The 21,954-nt window shown below is 33.1% G+C and carries 18 protein-coding genes; 4 read left to right on the plus strand and 14 right to left on the minus strand.

Going from position 1 to position 21,954, the window contains the following annotated elements; all coding sequences use genetic code 11:
• Nucleotides 1-17: 17 nt before the first annotated feature.
• The 3 genes from LUU93_RS03145 to LUU93_RS03155 form a co-directional block, all read right to left on the minus strand.
• On the minus strand, nt 18-416 hold the full coding sequence (locus tag LUU93_RS03145; protein ID WP_057117985.1) for a hypothetical protein: 399 nt from the start codon (nt 414-416) through the stop codon (nt 18-20).
• Nucleotides 417-530: 114 nt separating this feature from the next.
• Nucleotides 531-1,007, minus strand: a complete 477-nt coding sequence (locus LUU93_RS03150; protein ID WP_065450148.1) for a hypothetical protein — start codon at nt 1,005-1,007, stop codon at nt 531-533.
• Nucleotides 1,008-1,010: 3 nt separating this feature from the next.
• A complete protein-coding gene (locus LUU93_RS03155) occupies nt 1,011-1,730 on the minus strand; it encodes a hypothetical protein (RefSeq protein WP_232678150.1) in 720 nt (239 codons plus the stop codon).
• Between the two features lie 137 nt (nt 1,731-1,867).
• Between LUU93_RS03155 and LUU93_RS03160 the strand changes: the two genes are divergently transcribed.
• Nucleotides 1,868-2,137, plus strand: coding sequence for a hypothetical protein (locus LUU93_RS03160; protein ID WP_232678152.1), 270 nt, complete (start codon nt 1,868-1,870; stop codon nt 2,135-2,137).
• On the opposite strand, the gene LUU93_RS03165 is transcribed toward LUU93_RS03160, so the two are convergent.
• The 3 genes from LUU93_RS03165 to LUU93_RS03175 all read right to left on the minus strand — a co-directional run bounded on the left by LUU93_RS03165 (nt 2,134) and on the right by LUU93_RS03175 (nt 3,912).
• Entirely contained in the window at nt 2,134-2,304 is a 171-nt protein-coding gene (locus LUU93_RS03165) for a hypothetical protein (RefSeq protein WP_232678154.1), read from the minus strand. The two genes, LUU93_RS03160 and LUU93_RS03165, sit on opposite strands and share 4 nt — an antisense overlap.
• 3 nt (nt 2,305-2,307) lie before the next feature.
• Entirely contained in the window at nt 2,308-3,501 is a 1,194-nt protein-coding gene (locus LUU93_RS03170) for a hypothetical protein (RefSeq protein ID WP_232678156.1), read from the minus strand.
• Between the two features lie 84 nt (nt 3,502-3,585).
• Entirely contained in the window at nt 3,586-3,912 is a 327-nt protein-coding gene (locus tag LUU93_RS03175; RefSeq protein ID WP_232678158.1) for a hypothetical protein, read from the minus strand.
• Nucleotides 3,913-4,584: 672 nt separating this feature from the next.
• Here LUU93_RS03175 and LUU93_RS03180 point away from each other — a divergent pair.
• On the plus strand, nt 4,585-6,498 hold the full coding sequence (locus tag LUU93_RS03180) for a DUF294 nucleotidyltransferase-like domain-containing protein (RefSeq protein ID WP_232678160.1): 1,914 nt from the start codon (nt 4,585-4,587) through the stop codon (nt 6,496-6,498).
• 3 nt (nt 6,499-6,501) lie between these two features.
• Complete coding sequence (locus tag LUU93_RS03185; protein WP_232678167.1) at nt 6,502-7,098, plus strand: 3'-5' exonuclease; 597 nt, start codon at nt 6,502-6,504, stop codon at nt 7,096-7,098.
• 291 nt (nt 7,099-7,389) lie between these two features.
• Here LUU93_RS03185 and acs read toward each other — a convergent pair whose 3' ends face one another.
• The 7 genes from acs to LUU93_RS03220 all read right to left on the minus strand — a co-directional run bounded on the left by acs (nt 7,390) and on the right by LUU93_RS03220 (nt 18,267).
• Nucleotides 7,390-9,300, minus strand: a complete 1,911-nt coding sequence (gene acs, locus LUU93_RS03190; protein WP_232678184.1) for an acetate--CoA ligase — start codon at nt 9,298-9,300, stop codon at nt 7,390-7,392.
• 503 nt (nt 9,301-9,803) lie between these two features.
• The gene (gene ilvC, locus LUU93_RS03195) at nt 9,804-11,273 is read right to left on the minus strand and encodes a ketol-acid reductoisomerase (RefSeq protein ID WP_232678186.1); all 1,470 of its coding nucleotides are present in this window, start codon (nt 11,271-11,273) and stop codon (nt 9,804-9,806) included.
• Between the two features lie 87 nt (nt 11,274-11,360).
• The gene (gene ilvN, locus LUU93_RS03200) at nt 11,361-11,882 is read right to left on the minus strand and encodes an acetolactate synthase small subunit (RefSeq protein ID WP_232678188.1); all 522 of its coding nucleotides are present in this window, start codon (nt 11,880-11,882) and stop codon (nt 11,361-11,363) included.
• A 92-nt stretch (nt 11,883-11,974) separates the two neighbouring features.
• Entirely contained in the window at nt 11,975-13,669 is a 1,695-nt protein-coding gene (gene ilvB, locus LUU93_RS03205; RefSeq protein ID WP_232678190.1) for a biosynthetic-type acetolactate synthase large subunit, read from the minus strand.
• A gap of 120 nt (nt 13,670-13,789) precedes the next feature.
• Nucleotides 13,790-15,463, minus strand: coding sequence for a dihydroxy-acid dehydratase (gene ilvD / locus LUU93_RS03210; protein WP_232678192.1), 1,674 nt, complete (start codon nt 15,461-15,463; stop codon nt 13,790-13,792).
• A 269-nt stretch (nt 15,464-15,732) separates the two neighbouring features.
• Nucleotides 15,733-16,851 (minus strand): 3-isopropylmalate dehydrogenase, encoded by a 1,119-nt coding sequence (gene leuB / locus LUU93_RS03215; RefSeq protein WP_232678194.1) that lies wholly within the window; start codon nt 16,849-16,851, stop codon nt 15,733-15,735.
• Between the two features lie 240 nt (nt 16,852-17,091).
• Nucleotides 17,092-18,267, minus strand: a complete 1,176-nt coding sequence (locus LUU93_RS03220) for a 2-isopropylmalate synthase (RefSeq protein ID WP_073482969.1) — start codon at nt 18,265-18,267, stop codon at nt 17,092-17,094.
• Between the two features lie 155 nt (nt 18,268-18,422).
• Here LUU93_RS03220 and LUU93_RS03225 point away from each other — a divergent pair, with 155 nt between their 5' ends.
• Nucleotides 18,423-19,967, plus strand: a complete 1,545-nt coding sequence (locus LUU93_RS03225) for a hypothetical protein (RefSeq protein ID WP_073481254.1) — start codon at nt 18,423-18,425, stop codon at nt 19,965-19,967.
• A gap of 312 nt (nt 19,968-20,279) precedes the next feature.
• Here the strand turns inward: LUU93_RS03225 and LUU93_RS03230 are convergent, their stop codons facing one another.
• Entirely contained in the window at nt 20,280-21,935 is a 1,656-nt protein-coding gene (locus tag LUU93_RS03230; RefSeq protein ID WP_232678196.1) for a M1 family metallopeptidase, read from the minus strand.
• Nucleotides 21,936-21,954 lie beyond the last annotated feature (19 nt).

Here is a 21,954-nt window from a genome sequence, read left to right on the forward strand (position 1 = left end):
TAATATAAACCTAAACATTAGTTCGAACGAATAAATGTACCTGCATAACCGCCATTTTTTGCACGTGGGTTAATTACAAATGCCATGCTGTCAATTACCACTTTACCGCCGTTTTTCTGCATTGTTCCCCAATGAAAAGATTGTACACCAGTTTTAGTGTTTGTAAAAGTGCATGCTACTGAGCCAAACCAACCTTTTTCAGAAAGATTTGATTTATTTGTAGTTACACACTTAATCGCAATTAATTCGCCTTTTGACAATCTCCAACCAGTTGTTAAATGCTGTTCTACACCTTTATTTGGGCCTGTAACAGGCATATAAGTAGTATACTTTGCACCTGAATGTTTTACCTTTTGTTGGTTATTGTTATTATTGTTGTAATTCTGATTATTAGAATTTTTTCTATTTTGTGCCATTACTTTATAATGTGTTTAATTAATAATATGATTTCAGCCAGTTTTTTTACTATGATTACTACCGAATCTATCAGAAATACAATAAGATAGATTCGATAGTAATTTTTCGGCTTGCTATCTTTTTCTAGCAACTCTTCTTCCTGAATTATTGCGGTCACGTCTTAAAAACCAAATCAATGCAATAAGACCAGCGACAGCACCTAAAACAATTTTCCAGTTTCTTTGAAACCAAACCTTAATAGTTGAACTTACGACAGTAGCACCAACCTGACCAGAGCCCTGAACAAAACCAGTACTTAAACCGTCATTAATCCCAGTTGTTACGGCTTTTGCGAAAATCTGAGAACCTGCATTTGCTACAGCTCCAGCGGTTTGACTTGCTACAGCTAAAGCTTGCTGATTATTATATTCAGCTTGCGCTGCATTGTTTGCTTTTTTTGCTTCGTGAGCATCCTGCAAATTCTGCGATATGTTTTGAACAGCCCCACCAACGAAAGGAATAGCCCCCATAATAGGAGTAGCAACCTTTACTAAATTTTTGAACGAAACGTTTTTCTTAATCGCTGTTCCAATTTTTTTGAAAAATCCCATAGCTTACACAGTTTTTAAACATCTTACGACGAAATTAATAATTGAACCTTGGGACTTATTGATTTCAATACCAACCACAGCCACTAAAGGCAAGGTTAATCTATCCGTTAAGCCTTGTAAAACTTTTCCATCTGCTAAAACAGCTTGGATAGGGTCAATGTCACGGCTTAATGTTTGCAATTCAAAAGGAAGGTATTTAACTACCTGACCGTTTGCATACTGGTAAGACAAATCACTTACTGAATCGTCAACAGTCATGACAGCCAAATCAAATCCCTGAACATCAATTTTTTTGTTAAACTCCTCAGAAGCAACAGATTTTTGTTCAAAAAAGAATAAATTGTTTGTTTGCTGTGGCTCTTCAATTCCGTGTAAATCGTAGCGTTTACCTGCAATTAAATCTTCAAGAGTAATTTTAATACTCTCTTTATCTGCAAGATAAATTGAACCTTCGTCTGCTAATTCACATAATGCAATCAAAGCATTATCTTCATCTGACTGTGTATTTTCAGTTCCGTAGGTACTTGCTAAAATGAAATCTTTAAGCAAAACTTTATTTGCTAAAATGACATTCGAGCCGTTTCCACGTTCAATGTAAATACTAATTTTTTCAGTAGTTAAGCCTGATAACGGCAGATCACTTGAAAGAATTAAAGCACCGATTGCTTTTGTTACTTGAAGTTCTGGCGATTTTGTAACGCCTGTAATAGTTGCAATTTTCATTTGTTATAAATTTTATTTGTTTAAATTTCTTTCACAAAGGTTATTGCAACTACCAATGGGCATTACTCAATTTTACCTATTTGTAGTCATTTTTACCTATTTTTACCTATTTTTAGAAAAAATTAATTCAATAAAATATGGAAAAACTAGACGTTGTTAAATTAGACGAAGCACTAACAAAAATCATAATTGCAAACAATCAAGTAAATCGACTAACTCTTAAAAAAGATAGAAAAGAAAAAGACAGACTTGAATCGCAAATCACTTACCTTAAAGATAAAATGGTTACTGATTTTAACTTAATGCAATACGATCTACATATAAAAATGGAAATGCATAACACTAATTTTTTCATTACTGACGTTGAAGATATTATTCGCAATAACTCAGAAGACAGCAACACTTAAGTTAAAATTCCATAATCTATCAAATCCTTAATTGTTAAATACTTTCTTGTTAATGCAAGACTGTCTAATATAATTTGATACTCTTTGCGAGCAGTTTTGTAACTTACTTCAAGGATAAATTGAAGTTGCACTTTGTTAACTTTTTGGCTTAGATTTCTTGTTTTCATGGCTTATAAAAATAAAAGTTGATGTTCGTGGAATAATTCAGAATCAAAATCATTTACTAATTTTTCCTTTGTTCTAAATTCGTGCAGATAGAAATGTAATTTGTTTTGAAACCAAACTAAAAGTTGGTTTTCAGTAGTCATGTCCATATCTTGAAGTAAAAGATTTAGAGCGACGATATAAGATATATCCTGATTGTTTGCGTAATATTCTCTAAATAGAGATTTTGCAAGACGTTTTTTAATTGTTGTCGAAGAAAGAACAACCTTTTTTAAACGCTTAATTATAGGATTGAATTTGGTAATTTGGGACTGCAAAAAATCAAAATCAAAAAGAGTAATAAGCTTCTCTTTATTGATTTGACTTTTGCCAGTATTCTCACGAAGTTCAAAAAAACCTTTATTTGCAATTTTTAATAACTCATAAAGATTTGCTTTATCAAAAACACCCCAAGTCATTGCCTGACTGATATTTATATTTCCTTTTGAATGTTCGTTAAGACCTCTAAAGAACGCTGAATTTAACTGATATTCAAAACGCCAAACATTGTCGTTTTTCAAACCATTATTTGCATAATATTCATTTATGTATGGCTTTTCGGTAAGCTGTAAAGACAGCGTTTTGTTATAGCATCGTATTATTTTATCAGATGTTCTTTTCCCAATTTGGAAGCCGTTAAGTATTGATTTTCCTTTGTAGGTTTCAAAATAGCTTTGTAAATTTTTTGGACGCCCCGAAATAAGGTAGTTACCTGCAACCACATTACTATATAAATTACGGTAAGAATTGTTGATATCAGACTTATCAAGGCATATATCCAGTCTATTAATAGACTTAAATAAGTAGTTCGTTTCATCGCAAAAAGCATTTATGACACCTTTTAAAGCGTCGTTAGATAATGTGTAAAATAGATTGTTTTCAAATTGAAGCTGAGCAAATTGTTCGCTCATAATTGCTGAGCGTGGTTTTGCTGTGTAAATACCGATTTTTAAATTCTCATAATACAAGTCTGCTCTTAGCTCAAAAATCTTAGTTCCATATTCGTAGGGTTTTAAGCGAAACTTTGAATGTTCGGGAAATTCTCCAAACGGTTGACCCTCTAAATTGATAATTAAGTAGTCTATATTTATAAGAGTAGGTTTTAAATTGTTGTTTTTAAATTTAGTCTGGGCTTGATGCCTTTCTTTATATGAAATCATAGTTTTTTAGTAGGTTTGAGTGAGTTAGTTGCCGTTATACCCTACGGCAACTATTGAAAAAATCGAAAGGGGAGTAGCAAAAAATTAATTTTCCAAATTCTGCCATAACGAATAATGATTTTTAGGCAAATCATTAACTGTAAATTCTTTTTTCGAAATAGCTTCAGTTATTTTCTTTTCAACTTCAAAAAATTTGTTTTTGTAATTTGAAATCTGAGAATTAAAAAAAACATTTATCTGCTGACCAATATTTTTAATTTCTCTAATCGTAAAATCATGCTGATATTTTAAACCAAGTAAATCGACAGTCTCTACAGGATTTTTTGAATATTCATTTAAATCATGATTTAACCCAGCTAATTCCAAAAGCAAATTTTCTCGTTTTTGGATTAAAAGTAAAATTGTTGACATATATTAAGGTATTAGAAGATTATGTTTAAGAAGTTTTGAAATCAGCGTTTTCTGAGAATTGCAGTAAAAAATAAATTCGTGAACACAAAAAGATTGAGTTACTATAAAACAATCCGTACAAACTCTAATTGTAATTCCTATATTTGAACCACGGATTCTTAGGAATAATGTTTTGAACTTTAAATGAGAGGTTTTGCAAAATGGGCGCATTTTTTTCAAAAATGTTTTTGCATTGAAATTTGTGTGACGCATCTTGTTAAGTTCGACAAGTAATAGCGTGTAATTCTCTAAAGAGGAACGTTTTAAAGCCATTGGTTAATGTTAATTAGTTACATCACAAATGAACTATAATTTATATTATGTAAAATAGAAAATCATAACAAATGCTCCGGCTTCAAGATTTATTATTTTAAATAAACTCATAAATGCATTCCTCTAACCTCAAACTGTACAGAATAAAAAATCAGATTTTAAAATCATAATTTATTGTTCATATAACAATGAAATTCAAGTAATTATCAGAATTTTAATTTAAAAAAAACATTTTGAAGCCTTGAATTCAGTAAATCTTAACATTTCTTTAAAATAATTAGATTCTGACCAAGATGGTTTCATTGTAAGAGTTTATTTTATTATTTTTACATTCAATATTCTAAAAGATATTAAACATATATGAATACAATTGCTGAGCATATTGCAGACTTTTTAAAAGAATACCCGCCGTTTGATAACTTAACTTTTCAGGAATTATCAGATATCGCTACAAATATTCGTGCTATCAATTTAGAAAAACATGCAGTATTGTTTCAAAATAATGATCCGCTTCACGACAGTTTTTATGTTGTGGCTTCTGGTGTTATCAATTTAACAACAATTGCTGATGCCGAAGAAACCATTATAAACAAATGCCACGAAGGAGATATTTTTGGTTTACGTCCGTTTTTTGCTAAAAATAACTATATGATGACGGCAAAAGCGCGTGAAGAAAGTATTGTTTATGCGATTCCAATTGCTGTTTTTCGTCCATTTGTGGCTAATAATTCGGATGTTTTAAATTTTTTACTGGAAAGTTTTGCCATAAATTCAAGGCATACCAGAGATAATGCACGTTCTAACGGAAAATTAGACCCCGATAGTAATTTTATGGACCAGCAGAATGAGATGCAGTATATCCAGTCTCTTTCTTATAATAATTCTCCGTTAACAACTGAATCTCACCATATTGTAAAAGATGTTGCCATTTTGATGACAGAATCTATGGTGGATAATATTGTTATTTGTGAAAAAAATAACCCGATTGGTATTGTAACCCACGCCGACTTATCTTCAAAAATTGCAACTGGACGTTACCCTATTACTGAAACGATTGACAAAATAATGTCTTCACCGGTTGTTACGGTAATTGAAAATGTTTCTTTGGCCGAAGCCCAGCTTCTTATGCTGAAACATAATGTTTCTCACCTGTGCGTAACTAAAGACGGTACAAGTAAATCTGCTGTAAAAGGAATTATTTCTGAGCATGATTTAATTGTAGCACAAGCTAGTAACCCTGGTGTTTTAATTAAAGAAATTAAGCGTTCGCAGCTTCCAAAAGATTTAAAACAAATTCGTGATCGTTTATCAGATTTGATTCAGAATTCGATTCAAAAAAATATACCAATTTCTCATGTTAGTAATATTGCAAGCGAAATTAACCTGGCCATCATAAAACGTGCTGTTGAGCTGTCAATTTTAGATCTAGGCTCCCCTCCTGCCAGATTTGCATGGTTAAGCATTGGCAGTCAAGGTCGTAAAGAACAGCTTTTATTGACAGATCAGGATAGCATTTTAATTTTTGAAGATGTTGCCCCTGAAAAATATCGCGAGGTAAAAGATTACTTTTTAAGACTGGCAAAAAGAACAACTGCCATACTTGAAAAAGTTGGTTATGAATATTGCCCAAATGGTCACATGGGAAGCAATATGTTATGGTGTAAATCATTGAGTGACTGGACAAAACAATACAACAGCTGGATGAATACTCCAGGTGAAAACAGCAATGATTTGAGCAGTATTTTCTTTGATTATGAAATCGTAATTGGTGAGGCAAAAATTGAAGAAGTTATAGAAAATGTGGTATTTAAAAATGCTGTAAATAATACTTTATTCTTTGACTTTTTAGGGAACGATGCCTTAAAGAGAAATTCTCCTTTGAGTTTCTTTAAAAAATTCATTGTTGAGGAAGAAGGTCCGCAAAAAGGAAAATTTGATATTAAAACCCGTGCCTTAATGCCGCTTATTGATAGTGCACGTTTGTTAATTTTGAATGCGAATATCAAAGGAATTAAAAATACCTACTTAAGATTCAAACAATTAGCCATTACCGATTCTAAAAATGCCGAAATATATTTAAGTTGCGCCGAAGCATTTTTAACACTTTCAAAATTTAGAACTGTTGAAGGCTTAAAAAATGACGATTCTGGACAATATATTAATTTAAGAGAAATGTCTAAAACAGACAAAGAGAAGTTAAAAAATGCTTTGACCCCGATGAAAGACCTTGAGGAACTAATAAAGAGTAAATTTCAACTTACACAATTCTCATAAAATATGCTAGACTGGATTAAAAATATTAATAAGGAATACCCGGAATTCTGGAAAGATTACTTAACCAAATTAGAAGCAAAACCCAACAAATATGTGGTTCTGTCAACCGAAACTTCTGGCTTAAACCCTAATAAAGATGTTATTTTATCTTTGGGGGCATTTTCTGTTATTGACGACAGTGTTGTAATTAAGGAGAATTTTGAAGCGGTTTTACTTCAGTATAAATTTTTAGAAGAACACGGAATTTCTAATGAATTTATTATTGAAAGTAAAATGAATAAAATGCCTGAAGCTGAGGCTTTAGAAGCTTTTATAAATTTTATTGGAAATGCTGTTCTCGTTGGCCATCATATTAATTTTGACATTGAAATGCTTAATGCTGCCTTAGAAAGACTGGACTGCGGAAGATTAAAAAATGAAGCTCTCGATATTGATGTTATGTATCGAAAATTAACCGATATTAATGACAAGCAGTTTTCTTTAAATGATTTATGCGAAATTTATAAAATCCCAAAAAGCGACAGAAATTCTTCTGCCGAGGATGCTTATAAAATTGGGCTTTTATTTTTGAAGTTGAAGTCGAGATTGGGAATAAGATAAATCCTAAACACAATCTTGTCATTTCGAGGAAACGAGAAATCGCACAAGAAACTCGGCAATGCATGTCACCAATCTTTGTAGAATTACGAGTGCGATTTCTCGTTTCCTCAAAATGACAAAATACATATGATTGTCAGGCTGAACGAAGTCGAAGCCCCGCAAAGTGATTCTGCATGAGAGGCTTCGACTTCGTTCAGCCTGACAATACTGTGAATATTTTTCACAACAAAACATAAAAAAATGCCTCTTAAAAAATTAAGAGGCATTTTTTATATAAATACAAATCAAGAATTAAGAAATTCTATCTTTAATAATTTCATCTACAATTTCTGGATTCAATAATGTTGAAGTATCTCCAAAATTAGAATTATCACCTTCCGCTATTTTACGTAAAATTCTACGCATGATTTTTCCAGAACGTGTTTTTGGTAAACCAGAAACGAATTGGATTTTATCTAATTTAGCGATTGGCCCAATGTGATCCGAAATATATTGATTGATCTCTTTTGATAAATTCTCTTTATTTCTAACTTCTCCAGTTTCTTTCAGGATTACATAACCATATAAAGCGTTTCCTTTAATATCATGTGGGAATCCAACAATAGCAGATTCTGCAACCGCTGGGTGTTCGTTGATTGCATCTTCGATTGGCGCTGTTCCTAAATTATGTCCCGAAACAATTACAACATCGTCTACTCTACCCGTAATTCTATAATAACCTACTTCATCTCTTAAAGCTCCGTCGCCTGTAAAATATTTTCCAGGGAAAGCAGAGAAATAAGTGTCTTTGTAACGTTGGTGATCTCCCCAGATAGTTCTGGCAATTCCAGGCCAAGGGAATTTAATACATAAACTTCCAACAACTTGGTTTCCTTCGATTTCATTACGTTTTTCATCCATTAAAACTGGTTGAATTCCCGGTAATGGCAATGTCGCATAAGTTGGTTTTGTTGGCGTTACAAAAGCAATTGGCGAAATCATGATTCCTCCGGTTTCTGTCTGCCACCAAGTATCTACAACAGGGCATCTCTTATCTCCTACGTGGTCGTTGAACCAGTGCCAAGCTTCTTCGTTGATTGGTTCTCCAACTGATCCAATTACTTTAAGAGATTTTAGAGGATATTTTTGGATATAATCTAAGCTTTCTTTTGCTAATGAACGAATTGCTGTTGGCGCTGTATAAAATTGTGTGATTTTATGTTTTTCGATAATATCCCAAAAACGACTAAAATCCGGATAAGAAGGAACTCCCTCAAAAATTACAGTTGTTCCGCCATTTAGTAATGGTCCGTATAAAATGTATGAGTGTCCTGTAATCCATCCAATATCTGCTGTACACCAAAAAATATCATTTTCTTCGTGACTGAAAACGTTTTTGAATGTATACGCCGTATAAACCATGTATCCAGCTGTTGTATGTACCATTCCTTTTGGTTTTCCTGTTGATCCTGAAGTATATAGAATAAACAAAGGATCTTCGGCATCCATAATTTCAGCTACGCTGTTATCAAGGGCAGCATCTAGTAAAGGCTGTAACCAAATGTCACGGCCTTCTTTCATTGCAACTTCTGTTTTTGTTCTTTTTACCACTAAAACTTTAGAAACAGATGGGCAAGTATCTAAGGCTTCATCAACAATAGATTTTAAATCAATTGTTTTATTTCCTCTGTAACCTCCATCAGATGTGATAACCATTTTACATTCGCTGTCGATAATTCTTGCAGAAACTGCAGAAGAAGAAAATCCGGCAAAAATTACAGAGTGAATAGCCCCAATTCTGGCACAAGCCAAAACTGCAACGGCAAGTTCAGGAATCATTGGCAAATAAATACAAACGCGGTCTCCTTTACGAATTCCCTGCTCACGCAGAACATTTGCCATTTTTGAAACTCGTTCGTATAATTCGTTATAACTTATATGTAAAGCACTTTCAGACGGATCATTCGGTTCAAAAATAATAGCCGTTTTTTCTCCTCTTTTGCTTAAATGTCTATCAATACAGTTTTTGGTAATATTAACTTTTGCATCTGTAAACCATTTTACTTCGGCGTCGGCCATGTTAAAATCAACAACTTTTTCCCACTGTTGATACCAAGTAAAATTTTCTTCAGCAATTTTTCCCCAAAATTTTCTCGGCTCTCTTATTGACTTATTGTAATGTTTAAAATATTGTTCTAAATTTTCAATTTTATAATAACTCATAGTTTTGTGGAATTTTTTTTATAAATGTATTAAATCTGCTTCTATTCTTAAAATTATTTAATTCATAAATTTTATATAAAAAAAACATATAATAAATAAAATATACGTTTTTTTTAAAGTTATTCTAAAAAAACACTTTTTAAAGAAAAATGTAAATCGCAAAAAAGGCATGACAAACAAATTATCACACCTTTTTATTTAACAAATTTCAATAACAATTAATTTTGCAATTCTGCATTACAATACTTTACCTATTTTGAAAATAGCAGCATCTTTATTAATTAAAATAGAAATTTCAACAAGTATATTTTTTGATTAAAAACATACCCCAACTTTAGGGATTAGCTTCACTTAACTTGCTTGTCTCACAGAAGTTAAGTGAATGCAATATGCATCTATATCTATTTTCTTAATAAGTGCTTACTAATTCAAAATATTAATTTAAAACATTGATACAGAGCAAATTCCACTACATTCGGAATGCGTGGAAATTCCCAAATTTATTATACAATTTTTTTCATTGCCGTCATAGACTCTCTTAACCAAGCTCCTACTTCTTCGATAGGATGCTGACGAATTTCTTTATTAACTGCAATTAGAACATTATTATCTACTCCATTTGAAGTTGAAAACGGTTTACCAATAATATTAGTTTCTACTTTTTTCATGAATTCAGTCAATAATGGCTTACAAGCATGATCAAATAAATAACAGCCATATTCTGCAGTATCAGAAATTACACGGTTCATTTCGAATAATTTCTTTCTTGCAATTGTGTTTGCAATTAATGGTAATTCGTGTAATGACTCATAGTATGCAGATTCTTCAATGATTCCAGCCTCTGTCATTGTTTCAAAAGCTAACTCAACACCAGCTTTTACCATTGCAATCATTAAAACTCCATTGTCAAAATATTCCTGCTCAGAGATTGGAGCTTCTTGCGGAGCCGTTTTTTCGAAGTTAGTTTCTCCGGTTGCAGCTCTCCATTTCAATAAATTAACATCGTCATTAGCCCAGTCAATCATCATAGTTCTTGAGAATTCTCCAGAAATAATATCGTCCTGGTGTTTTTGGAATAACGGACGCATGATATCTTTTAATTCTTCTGCTAATTCGTAAGCTTCAATTTTAGAAGGATTATTTAAACGATCCATCATATTTGTGATACCACCATGTTTCAAAGCTTCAGTGATAGTTTCCCATCCGTATTGAATTAATTTTGAAGCATATGCTTTATCGATTCCTTTTTCAACCATTTTATCAAAACATAAAATAGATCCAGTTTGAAGCAATCCGCAAAGAATAGTCTGCTCACCCATTAAATCTGATTTTACTTCGGCAACGAAAGATGATCTTAAAACTCCTGCTTTATGTCCTCCAGTTGCTACAGCGTAAGCTTTTGCCTGATCTAAACCAAATCCGTTTGGATCGTTTTCCGGGTGAACTGCAATAAGTGTTGGTACACCAAAACCTCTTTTATATTCTTCACGAACCTCAGAACCAGGACATTTAGGAGCACACATAATAACTGTAATATCTTTACGAATCTGCATTCCTTCTTCAACAATATTAAATCCGTGAGAATAAGCTAAAGTCGATCCTTGTTTCATTAATGGCATAATCGCAGTAACAACAGATGTATGCTGTTTGTCCGGAGTAAGGTTACAAACTAAATCAGCAGTTGGAATCAACTCTTCATAAGTACCTACTTTAAATCCATTTTCAGTTGCATTTTTATATGAAGCTCTCTTTTCAGCAATTGCATCTGCACGCAATGCGTAAGAAATATCTAAACCTGAATCTCTCATGTTTAAACCTTGATTCAAACCTTGTGCACCACATCCAACAATAACAACTTTTTTTCCTGCTAATGCTGAAATTCCGTCTGCAAATTCTGACTGCTCCATAAATTCGCAAACTCCAAGTTGCTCTAATTGTAATCTAAGTGGTAATGTGTTGAAATAATTTGCCATTTTGTTTTAAAATATTTAATGAAATGAAATTTAGTAATTAATTTATTTATAATTGGTTGTGATCGTGTAATATCACATATTAATTGTTTATTTGAAGGTTTCTAACAATGATGAAATCTCCATTTTTTCTTTAGAAACCGAAATTCTTCCCGAACGTACAAACTGCATTATGCCGTAAGGTTTGAATTTTTGGTATAATTCTTCAATTTCTGAACGTCTTCCTGATTTTGAAATCACAAAGAAATCACGAGAAACCGTTACAATCGTAGACTGGCTGTCTTTGATGATATTCTGAATTTGTTTTTCATCAAACAACAAGCTTGAAGCGATTTTAAACAATGCAGTTTCAAGATAAATGGTTTCTTCATCTGTATGATAAAATGCTTTTATAACTTCGATTTGTTTTTCAATCTGTCCCACAATATTCTGAACCCATTTCTCTGTTGTATTTACTACAATGATAAATCTTGAAACATTTTCTATTTCTGATTCTGAAACATTTAGACTTAATATGTTAATGTGGCGCTTTAAGAATATTCCTGATATCCTATTTAATAAACCCACGTTATTTTCTGAGTATACCGATATGGTAAATGTTTTATCTTCCATGTAATTTTTGTTTAAAGTTTTTTTGTTTCAGGTTTTACTCCCGATAGCTATCGGGATTGAAACTTTTAACCTGAAACCTGAAACTTTTTTCTTTAGCTTAATCTAATTTCTGAAACACATGCTCCTGTTGGAATCATTGGGAAAACGTTATTTTCTTTTTCAACCATAACTTCTAAGAAATAAGAATCTTTTGAAGCCAGCATTTCAGCAACTGCAGCATCTAAATCTTCGCGTTGTGTAACTTTCTTTGATTTAATATGATATCCTTCAGCAATTGCAACAAAATTTGGATTAATCATTTTTGTTGATGCATATCTGTTGTCAAAAAACAATTCCTGCCATTGGCGCACCATTCCTAAAAATTCATTGTTTAGAATAACAATCTTTACCGGAACCTGAGTCTGGAAAATTGTTCCCAATTCCTGAATTGTCATTTGGAAACCTCCATCACCAATAATAGCTACAACTTCACGATCTGGTTTTCCCATTTTAGCTCCAATTGCAGCCGGAAGCGCAAATCCCATTGTTCCTAATCCGCCGGAAGTAATATTACTTTTTGTTGAATTGAATTTAGCATAGCGACACGCAAACATTTGGTGCTGGCCAACATCTGAAACAATAATCGCATCACCTTTTGAGTGTTTGTTAATCATTTCGATAGTTTCTCCCATTGAAAGTCCTGCTGTTTTTGGGTTTAGCTCATCTTTAATAACAGATTCATATTCTATTTTAGCCAATTCTTTAAACTCATTATGCCATAAATCGTGCGATTTTGCATCAAGTAATGGCAACAAAGCAGCTAAAGATTCTTTTACATCACCTAAAACCGCTACTTCTGTTTTAACGTTTTTGTCGATTTCGGCTGGATCAATTTCGAAGTGAATTACTTTTGCCTGTTTAGCATAAGTACTTAATTTACCTGTAACACGGTCGTCAAAACGCATTCCGAAAGCAATTAAAACATCGCATTCGTTAGTAAGCAGGTTTGGGGCGTAATTTCCGTGCATTCCTAACATACCTACATTTAAAGGATGATCTGTTGGCAGAGCCGAAAGCCCTAAAATTGTCCATGCAGCCGGAATTCCTGATTTTTCAAGAACCGCTTTAAATTCAGCTTCGGCCTGACCTAAAATAATTCCCTGACCGAAAACTATAAAAGGTTTTTTAGCACTATTAATTAAAGCTGCTGCTTCGGCAACCTTATCTAAATTTAATTTCGGAACCGGATTGTAGCTTCTAATTCCAGTACATTTTTCATAACTAAAATCAAACTCATCAAACTGAGCATTTTTAGTAATATCGATTAATACTGGTCCCGGACGCCCGGAACGAGCAATATAAAATGCTTTCGCAATAATTTCAGGAATTTGTGAAGCTTCAGTTACCTGAAAATTCCATTTTGTAACCGGAGTAGAAATTCCAATTATATCCGTTTCCTGAAAAGCATCAGATCCTAATAAATGTCTTCCAACTTGTCCGGTAATGCAAACCATTGGAGTTGAATCGATTTGAGCATCTGCAATTCCGGTAACTAAGTTTGTTGCTCCTGGTCCAGAAGTAGCTATTGCTACCCCTACTTTCCCTGTCGCTCTTGCATAACCCTGAGCAGCATGCGTTGCACCTTGTTCATGACGTACTAAAACATGGTGTAACTTATCCTGAAATTTATATAATTCGTCGTAAACCGGCATTATAGCTCCTCCCGGATAACCATAAATTAAGTCTACTCCTTCTTCTAATAAACATCTAATAACGGCTTCGGCGCCTGATATCCTAATTGTTCCCATTTGTATATTTTTTTCTCCCTTATTTCTATTTTTTAAGAAATAGAGATTTACACTTTTATAGTTTATTCAAGAATCTTTTTCATTTTTATTGAAATTGATTTTTGAAATTGTAATTGAATGCTAGTTATCGGTAACACATCCTGTTGATGCGCTTGAAACTGATCTTGCATATTTAAGTAAAACTCCTCTGTCAACTTTTAGCTCTGGCTGAACCCAAGCCGCTTTACGAGCTGCATATTCTTCGTCAGATATTTTCAGGTCGATTGTATTTTTTACAGCGTCGATAGCGATCATATCTCCATCTTTTACTAAAGCAATACCACCCCCATCATATGCTTCTGGTGTAACGTGTCCTACCACGAATCCGTGTGAACCTCCGGAGAATCTCCCATCTGTAATTAACGCACAGCTGCTTCCTAATCCAGCTCCAATAATCGCAGATGTAGGTTTTAGCATTTCAGGCATTCCCGGACCACCTTTTGGCCCACAACCCCTGATGACGACTACATTACCCGGTTTAATTTTTCCGGCCTGAAGACCTGGAATTACTTCAAATTCTCCTTCAAAAACAACAGCCGGTCCTTCAAAATATTCCCCTTCTTTACCGCTGATTTTTGCTACAGCACCTTCAGAAGCAAGGTTTCCGTATAAAACCTGAATATTTCCTGTTGGTTTTAATGCTTTTTGTATTTCATGGATAACTTCTTGTCCGTCTTGTAAATCCGGAGTTGAAGCTAAATTTTCAGCAACTGTTTTTCCTGTTACCGTTAAACAATCTCCGTGAATCAATCCAACTTTTAATAGATATTTCATTACTCCCGGAATTCCTCCAACTTCATGAATATCTTCCATCATATATTTACCACTTGGTTTCATGTCAGCAAGAACCGGAGTTCTGTCATTAATAGCTTGAAAATCATCCAAAGTAATTGTGATACCAACAGAATGTGCCATAGCAATTAAGTGCATAACAGCATTTGTAGAACCCCCTAAAACTGCTACAATTGTAATAGCATTTTCGAAAGCTTTACGAGTCATAATATCTCTTGGCTTAATATCTTTTTCTAATAAAATTTTAATAGCAGCTCCGGCAGCAAGACATTCATCTCTTTTTTCCTGACTCAAAGCAGGGTTTGAAGAGCTGTATGGCAAACTCATTCCTAATGCTTCAATTGCCGAAGACATCGTGTTTGCAGTATACATTCCACCGCAGGCACCAGCTCCAGGGCAGGCATTTTGAATAACACCTTTAAAATCTTCAGGAGTAATTTCATTTTTTACTTTTTTTCCTAAAGCTTCAAAAGCTGATACAATGTTTAAAGATTCACCTTTCCATTTTCCAGAGTGAATTGAACCTCCATAAACCATCATCGACGGGCGGTTTAATCTTCCCATTGCGATTAATGCTCCGGGCATATTTTTATCGCAGCCGGGAATTGCAATGATACTATCGTACCATTGTGCTCCTGCAACTGTTTCTATAGAGTCTGCAATTACATCACGAGATACTAATGAATAACGCATTCCTTCTGTACCGTTAGAAATTCCATCACTTACACCAATGGTATTAAAAATAAGCCCGACCAGACCAGCATCCCAAACACCTTTTTTAACATCTTTTGCTAAATCATTCAGGTGCATGTTACACGTGTTACCATCATAACCCATGCTCACAATCCCTACTTGTGCTTTTTTCAAATCTTCTTCAGTTAAACCAATACCATACAACATCGCTTGCGCCGCTGGCTGTGTTTGATCTTGAGTGATGGTTTTGCTGTACTTATTTAATTCCATTATTGTATTATTTTTTTTTAATTTTTATTCAAAAAAAAACCTTCCAGTATTTGGAAGGTTTGTAATATAGTTTTTCAATTATATTTATACCATTCCCGATGCAGATGTGCAAAACACATTGACAACAACGACAGAAGTAATAATAATTGAGATTTGCATCATTTATTTTTTTAGTGTTACAAAAGTACGGAAACTTTAAGAACTAAAAAAATAAAATCTCAACATTTTCAATACTTCTTGTTATTTAATCTATAATTTTAATAAAAACTCTAAACTATTGTCGATTGTCCAATATAAACGTTGTCATTTCTGAAATATAACAAATCATCTTTACTGAAAATAAAATTAGAAACAAACTCTCCTACTTCATTTGTACCGAATTTTGAATCTGGTTTTAAATCAACTGTAACAACTTTATATTCAATTGCTTTTTCAATAGCTTTATAAATCACATTTGCTTCTGTAAACAATCCGAAATGTTCCAACAACATTGCTGCAGATAAAATGGAAGCAATTGGATTGGCAATATTTTTTCCTTTTGCCTGAGGATAAGATCCGTGGATTGGTTCGAAAAGCGCATTTTTTTCTCCTAAAGATGCGGAAGCCAATAAACCAATTGAACCTGTAATTACGCTGGCTTCATCTGATAAAATATCTCCAAATAAATTTTCTGTCAAAATCACATCAAATTGTTTCGGATTTAAGATGATTTGCATTGCTGCGTTATCAACAAATAAAAAGTCTAAAAGAACATCAGGATAGCTTTCACCCACTTTTTGAACTACTTTTCTCCACAATCTTGAAGTTTCCAAAACATTAGCTTTGTCAACCATTGTTAATTTTTTGCGTCGGTTTTGTGCCGATTTAAAAGCTAAATGTGCGATTCTTGTTATTTCTTCTTCTGAATATTCACATAAATCTGAAGCATGTGTTCCTTCTTCATTTAATGTTTTAGCTCCAAAATAAGCACCGCCTGTTAATTCTCTGAAAATAGTAAAATCTGCGCCTTCAATAATTTCTCTTTTTAAAGGGGATGCTTCTACTAATGCTTTATAAGGTTTTATCGGGCGGATATTGGCAAACAATCCTAATTCTTTACGAAGTTTTAATAATCCCTGCTCCGGACGAACTTTTGCATTTGGATTATTATCGTATTTAGGATCACCAATTGCTCCAAATAAAACGGCATCAGTATTTAAACAAAGATTTAAAGTTTGTTCCGGTAACGGGTTTCCAGTTTTATCAATAGCAACCGCTCCCATGAGTGCTTCCTCAAAAACAAATTCATGATTGTACACTTCGCCAATAGCGTGCAATGCTTTTTTGGCTTGTAAAATTACCTCTGGTCCAATTCCGTCTCCTGGTAAAACTGCTATTTTCAAATTCATAACGTCTCGTTCTTTATGTATTTAAATCTTTAATTTTTTTTTCTTTTTGTTGCCTTTATTTTTAAACACATAGTCCCGATGCATAGGGATTGCAAGCTTAATAAGGCGTTTCACTTGCATTAACAAACATAGCTATGTGTTAGAAACTAGTTTCTTTTTATATTCTTTTACACATTTAAAACCTATGTTTCTATGTGTTAAAATATTTTCTCTTTTCTCTATTCTCTATTATCTTTTCGACTAGCTTCTGATTAAATCTCCTTCAATTTTTGAAGCTTCGATAATCTGGTGAATATCTGCATCTACAACTTCTTTTTTGATATCTGCAAATTTCAGGAACTCAATATATACAATGTCTAATTGTACTTTAGTCAATTCGTAACCTACTTTTTTAGCACGGTAAGCTAATGCAGCTCTTCCGCTTCTTGCAGTCAAAATGATTGAAGATTCGTTAACCCCAACATCAAGCGGATCCATGATTTCGTAAGTTGCTCTGTTTTTGATAACACCATCCTGATGAATTCCAGAACTGTGTGCAAAAGCATTTGCTCCTACGATAGCTTTATTTGGCTGTACAATCATTCCCATACTTTCAGAAACCAAACGGCTCATTTCGTTTAATTCTCTTGTATTAATGTTTGTATCTAAGTTTAAATATGGATGTTGTTTAAAAATCATTACCACTTCTTCAAGTGCTGTATTTCCTGCTCTTTCTCCAATACCATTAATAGTACACTCGATTTGTCTTGCTCCATTTATAGCTCCTGCGATAGAGTTTGCAGTTGCCATTCCTAAATCATTATGACAGTGACATGAAAGGATTACGTTTTCGATTCCTTTTACGTTTTCTTTTAAATATTTAATTTTCGCCCCGTATTCTTCAGGAAGACAATATCCTGTTGTATCAGGAATGTTTAATACGGTTGCACCAGATTTAATTACTTCTTCACAGACTTTTGCAAGGAAAGCATTGTCTGTTCTACCAGCATCTTCTGCATAGAATTCAACATCTTCTACATATGTTTTTGCGTGAGCTACTGCAAATTTTGCTCTTGCAATAATATCTTCCGGGGTAGTTTGTAATTTATGGAGTATATGAGATTCTGAAGTTCCGATTCCGGTATGGATTCTAGGTCTTTTAGCGTGCTTTAAAGCAGCTGCAGCAACATCAATGTCATTTTTTACGGCTCTTGTCAATCCGCAGACGGTTGCATTTTCTACAATTTTACAAATCTCAGAGACCGATAAAAAATCGCCCGGACTTGACACAGGGAAACCGGCTTCGATAATATCAACTCCCATTTTGTCTAGTCGTTCTGCGATAACTAATTTTTGCTTAGTATCTAACTTACATCCTGGAACTTGTTCACCGTCGCGTAATGTGGTGTCAAAAATTTGAACTTTCTCTCTATTCATATTCATTTATTTAATGTAATTTCACATCTTGATAACAAATATATATTGTACTTCTTCAGTACGAAATTCATTTTAATGAAATTATACTGTTCATAACACAATTTATAACAAGCTAAAACACTAACAACCAATAAGTTATATTATTATTTTTTACAATGGCTAACCATCAAAAAGATTCCTTATTTGTTCTGATAAAATCACTTTCCAAATCTGAAAAGAGACAGTTTAAAATTTTTGCAAGCCGATTAGAGACAAGTTCGAATACTAAATTCATTGAATTATTCAATATTTTAGATAAATCTGAAACCTATGATGAAAAGCTGATTTTGAAGAGCGGAAGTATCAAAAAAGTACAGTTATCTAACTTAAAATCATACTTATACAAACAAATTTTGGTAAGTATTCGTTTGAATATTCCCAGCCAGAACATTCGTTATCAGTTACGTGAACAAATTGATTTTGCTGTTATATTATATAATAAAGGTTTGTATAAACAGAGTTTAAAAATTCTGGACAAAACAAAACAGCAGGCTTTAGAAAACGACGAAAAATTAATGGCTTATGAAATTGTAGAATTTGAAAAACTAATCGAATCACAATATATTACCCGAAGTATTCAGGGCCGCGCCGACGAGCTGGTTATTCAGGCCAAAGAATTAAATTACAGAAATACTATTTCAAGTAAATTATCAAATCTTTCGCTTCAATTATACGGAATCATGCTGAAAACGGGTTACGTAAAAAGCGATGAAGAGTATAAATATATTGATGATTATTTCAACAAACATATTGCAAAACTAGACGAAAGTAAATTTGGTTTCCGCGAAAAATACTGGTTTTACAATGCTAATTTATGGCGAAGCTTCCTGGTTCAGGACTTTTTAGCAAGTTATAAGTTTGCTTATAAATGGGTTCAGCTTTTTTACGACAACCCAAATATGATTTATCTGAATCCGGTATTTTTCTTAAAAGGAAACCACTATTTTCTGGAGTCGCTTTATATGCTGAAATATACGTCTAATTTCAAAAGATATCTTTCACTTTTAGAAGAAACCATCCAGGATCCAAAATTTCCGGTAAACGATAACATTGCATCACTATCATTTCTTTACATCTATAATAATAAACTGAATTTACATATTCTGGAAGGTACTTTTGCCGAAAGTGAATATTTAATTCCAGAGATTTTAGAAAAATTAAAATTACACAGCGAACATCTTGATGAACATCACGAAATGTTGTTTTTCTATAAAATTGCTTCTATTTATTTTGGAAATGAGAAATATAACGAATGTATCCTTTATTTAGATAAAATTATCAATAATAAGAACTTAACCATGCGCGAGGATTTAATGTGCTTCGCAAGACTTTTATCTTTGATTGCACATTATGAATTAGGAAAAGATTATTATTTAGAAAATCATCTTAAAAGCACGTATAAGTTTTTATTGAAAATGAATGATTTGCATGAAGTTCAAAAGGAAATCATTAAGTTTTTGAGAAACCTGAACAACTTCTACCCTGCTGATATTAAAAAGGAATTCAAAAAAATGCACGCTCGTTTTGTAGAGCTGGAAAAGAATACTTACGAAAAAAGGGCTTTTTTATACCTTGATATTATTTCATGGCTTGAAAGTAAAATTGAGAATCGAAAAATTGCGGATATAATTAAGGAAAAGGCTAAACTTAACAGCAGATAAAAATTCCATTTTTTTAAATTGCTTCGCCTGTTCGCTATCGCTCGGGTCCAAATTCCAATAAAAAAGCCTGAAAGATTTAATCTTTCAGGCTTTTTTGTCATTTCTGACCGAAGGGAGAAATCGTACAAGTTGATCGACAAAGTTAGACGACATTTCTTTGCGGAGTTTCTAGTGCGATTTCTCCTTCGTCGAAATGACAACTACATGAAAAAATTCAAATTAATAAAAAAATCCCAAACTCCATAATTGGAATTTGGACCCGAGCGATAGCGAACAGGCGAAGCAATTTAAAAATTGAAATTTATCGAATTTTTATTCGATTATATTAGAAGTAGTAACATAAAAATCCTTATCAACTTCTACTTTTCTGTCTTCATTAGTCGTTTTTTCAGACTGCCATTCTGTTGTTGGTTTTAACCACGTTTCAACACCGTTTAATTTTACTCTAACCGGCATATCAAATTTAGCAACACAATTTGTCCAGTGATATCCGAATGTTCCGTTTTTAAACATGTATTCAAAAACCGGAACTTGAGTTGTAGTCAAATATTGCGCATAAACCCTGTTGAAATTAATTCCAGATTGCTCGTTAATATAATCCTGAATTTGTTTACCTGTAACCGTTTGGTGGTAAAAAGTCTTATTCATACCTCTCAATATCGATTTCCATTTGGCATCATCATTAATTACCTGACGAATCATGTGCAGCATAGTTGCACCTTTTGGATACATATCTCCTGATCCTTCATTATTTACATCATAATGTCCTATAATTGGCGTATCATTTTGAATGTTTTTTCTGCATCCAATTATGTATTCAGCTGCAGCGTCTTTTCCGTAATAATATTCAATAAAAAGGCTTTCAGAGTAATTTGTAAAACTCTCGTGAACCCACATATCAGCAATATCTTTGTACGTAATATTGTTGGCAAACCATTCGTGGCCAGACTCGTGAATAATGATAAAATCAAATTTTAATCCCCAGCCAGTTCTGCTTAAATCACGTCCTAAATAACCTTTTTTATATTGGTTTCCGTACGTTACAGAACTTTGGTGTTCCATTCCTAAATACGGAACTTCGACTAATTTATAACTGTCTTCATACCAAGGATAAGGTCCAAACCAGTTTTCAAAAGCTTTCAACATTTTTGGAGCATCTTTAAACTGCTCTTTTGCCAAAGTTAGATTATCTCTTAAAACATAATAATTACAGTCTAAATCGCCTTTTTCTCCTTTATAAACCTCAGAAAAATTAACGTAATCACCAATATTAATGTTTACGCCGTAATTATTGATTGGGTTCGAAACGTACCAATTAAATGTTTTTGTTCCGTCTTTTTCTTTTTTAACGCTTTGTAATCTTCCGTTAGAAACATCTGTTAAATCTCCTGGAACATTCACGCTGATTAACATATTTTCTACTTCATCATACATATGGTCTTTGTTTGGCCACCAAACGCTGGCACCTAAACCCTGACAAGATGTAGCAATAAAATCTTTTCCGTTTTTATCTTTTTTCCAGGAAAATCCTCCATCCCACGGCGCTCTTACCGCTTCTTTTGGTTTTCCTTCAAAATAAACTACAATTTCTTTAGTATCGCCAACTTTCTGCTTTTCAGTTAAAGTAATGAAAAACGCATTTCCGTCTCTTTCAAATTTCAATTCTTTCTTATCCTGTGTTACTTTCGTAATTTTCATAGGTTCCTGCAAATCAATCTGCATTCTGTTATTCTCTGTTAAAACAGTATAACGAACTGTATTAGAACCCGAAATAGCTTTTTCTTTAGGATTAACTTTTACATCAAGATGATAGTATTTTAAATCCCACCAGACTCTTTCTTTTGTTATGCTTCCGCGTAAAGTATCCTGATGTGTAAAAACTGTTTCTCCTTTATTAAGAAGTCCCTGTGCATTGGCAGTAAAACCAATTAAAAAAGCAGTAAAAATGCTTCCGAAGTAATTTTTCATTAGTAAAATGGTATTATTT

Origin of the sequence: Flavobacterium soyae, from assembly GCF_021245985.1 — a bacterium.
Lineage (GTDB): Bacteria > Bacteroidota > Bacteroidia > Flavobacteriales > Flavobacteriaceae > Flavobacterium > Flavobacterium soyae.

Excerpts from the sequence above, each read along its gene's own strand:
- LUU93_RS03145 (WP_057117985.1), bottom strand. The coding sequence starts at position 416 with ATGGCACAAAATAGAAAAAATTCTAATAATCAGAATTACAACAATAAT.
- LUU93_RS03150 (WP_065450148.1), bottom strand. The coding sequence starts at position 1,007 with ATGGGATTTTTCAAAAAAATTGGAACAGCGATTAAGAAAAACGTTTCG.
- LUU93_RS03155 (WP_232678150.1), bottom strand. The coding sequence starts at position 1,730 with ATGAAAATTGCAACTATTACAGGCGTTACAAAATCGCCAGAACTTCAA.
- LUU93_RS03160 (WP_232678152.1), top strand. The coding sequence starts at position 1,868 with ATGGAAAAACTAGACGTTGTTAAATTAGACGAAGCACTAACAAAAATC.
- LUU93_RS03165 (WP_232678154.1), bottom strand. The coding sequence starts at position 2,304 with ATGAAAACAAGAAATCTAAGCCAAAAAGTTAACAAAGTGCAACTTCAA.
- LUU93_RS03170 (WP_232678156.1), bottom strand. The coding sequence starts at position 3,501 with ATGATTTCATATAAAGAAAGGCATCAAGCCCAGACTAAATTTAAAAAC.
- LUU93_RS03175 (WP_232678158.1), bottom strand. The coding sequence starts at position 3,912 with ATGTCAACAATTTTACTTTTAATCCAAAAACGAGAAAATTTGCTTTTG.
- LUU93_RS03180 (WP_232678160.1), top strand. The coding sequence starts at position 4,585 with ATGAATACAATTGCTGAGCATATTGCAGACTTTTTAAAAGAATACCCG.
- LUU93_RS03185 (WP_232678167.1), top strand. The coding sequence starts at position 6,502 with ATGCTAGACTGGATTAAAAATATTAATAAGGAATACCCGGAATTCTGG.
- acs (WP_232678184.1), bottom strand. The coding sequence starts at position 9,300 with ATGAGTTATTATAAAATTGAAAATTTAGAACAATATTTTAAACATTAC.
- ilvC (WP_232678186.1), bottom strand. The coding sequence starts at position 11,273 with ATGGCAAATTATTTCAACACATTACCACTTAGATTACAATTAGAGCAA.
- ilvN (WP_232678188.1), bottom strand. The coding sequence starts at position 11,882 with ATGGAAGATAAAACATTTACCATATCGGTATACTCAGAAAATAACGTG.
- ilvB (WP_232678190.1), bottom strand. The coding sequence starts at position 13,669 with ATGGGAACAATTAGGATATCAGGCGCCGAAGCCGTTATTAGATGTTTA.
- ilvD (WP_232678192.1), bottom strand. The coding sequence starts at position 15,463 with ATGGAATTAAATAAGTACAGCAAAACCATCACTCAAGATCAAACACAG.
- leuB (WP_232678194.1), bottom strand. The coding sequence starts at position 16,851 with ATGAATTTGAAAATAGCAGTTTTACCAGGAGACGGAATTGGACCAGAG.
- LUU93_RS03220 (WP_073482969.1), bottom strand. The coding sequence starts at position 18,267 with ATGAATAGAGAGAAAGTTCAAATTTTTGACACCACATTACGCGACGGT.
- LUU93_RS03225 (WP_073481254.1), top strand. The coding sequence starts at position 18,423 with ATGGCTAACCATCAAAAAGATTCCTTATTTGTTCTGATAAAATCACTT.
- LUU93_RS03230 (WP_232678196.1), bottom strand. The coding sequence starts at position 21,935 with ATGAAAAATTACTTCGGAAGCATTTTTACTGCTTTTTTAATTGGTTTT.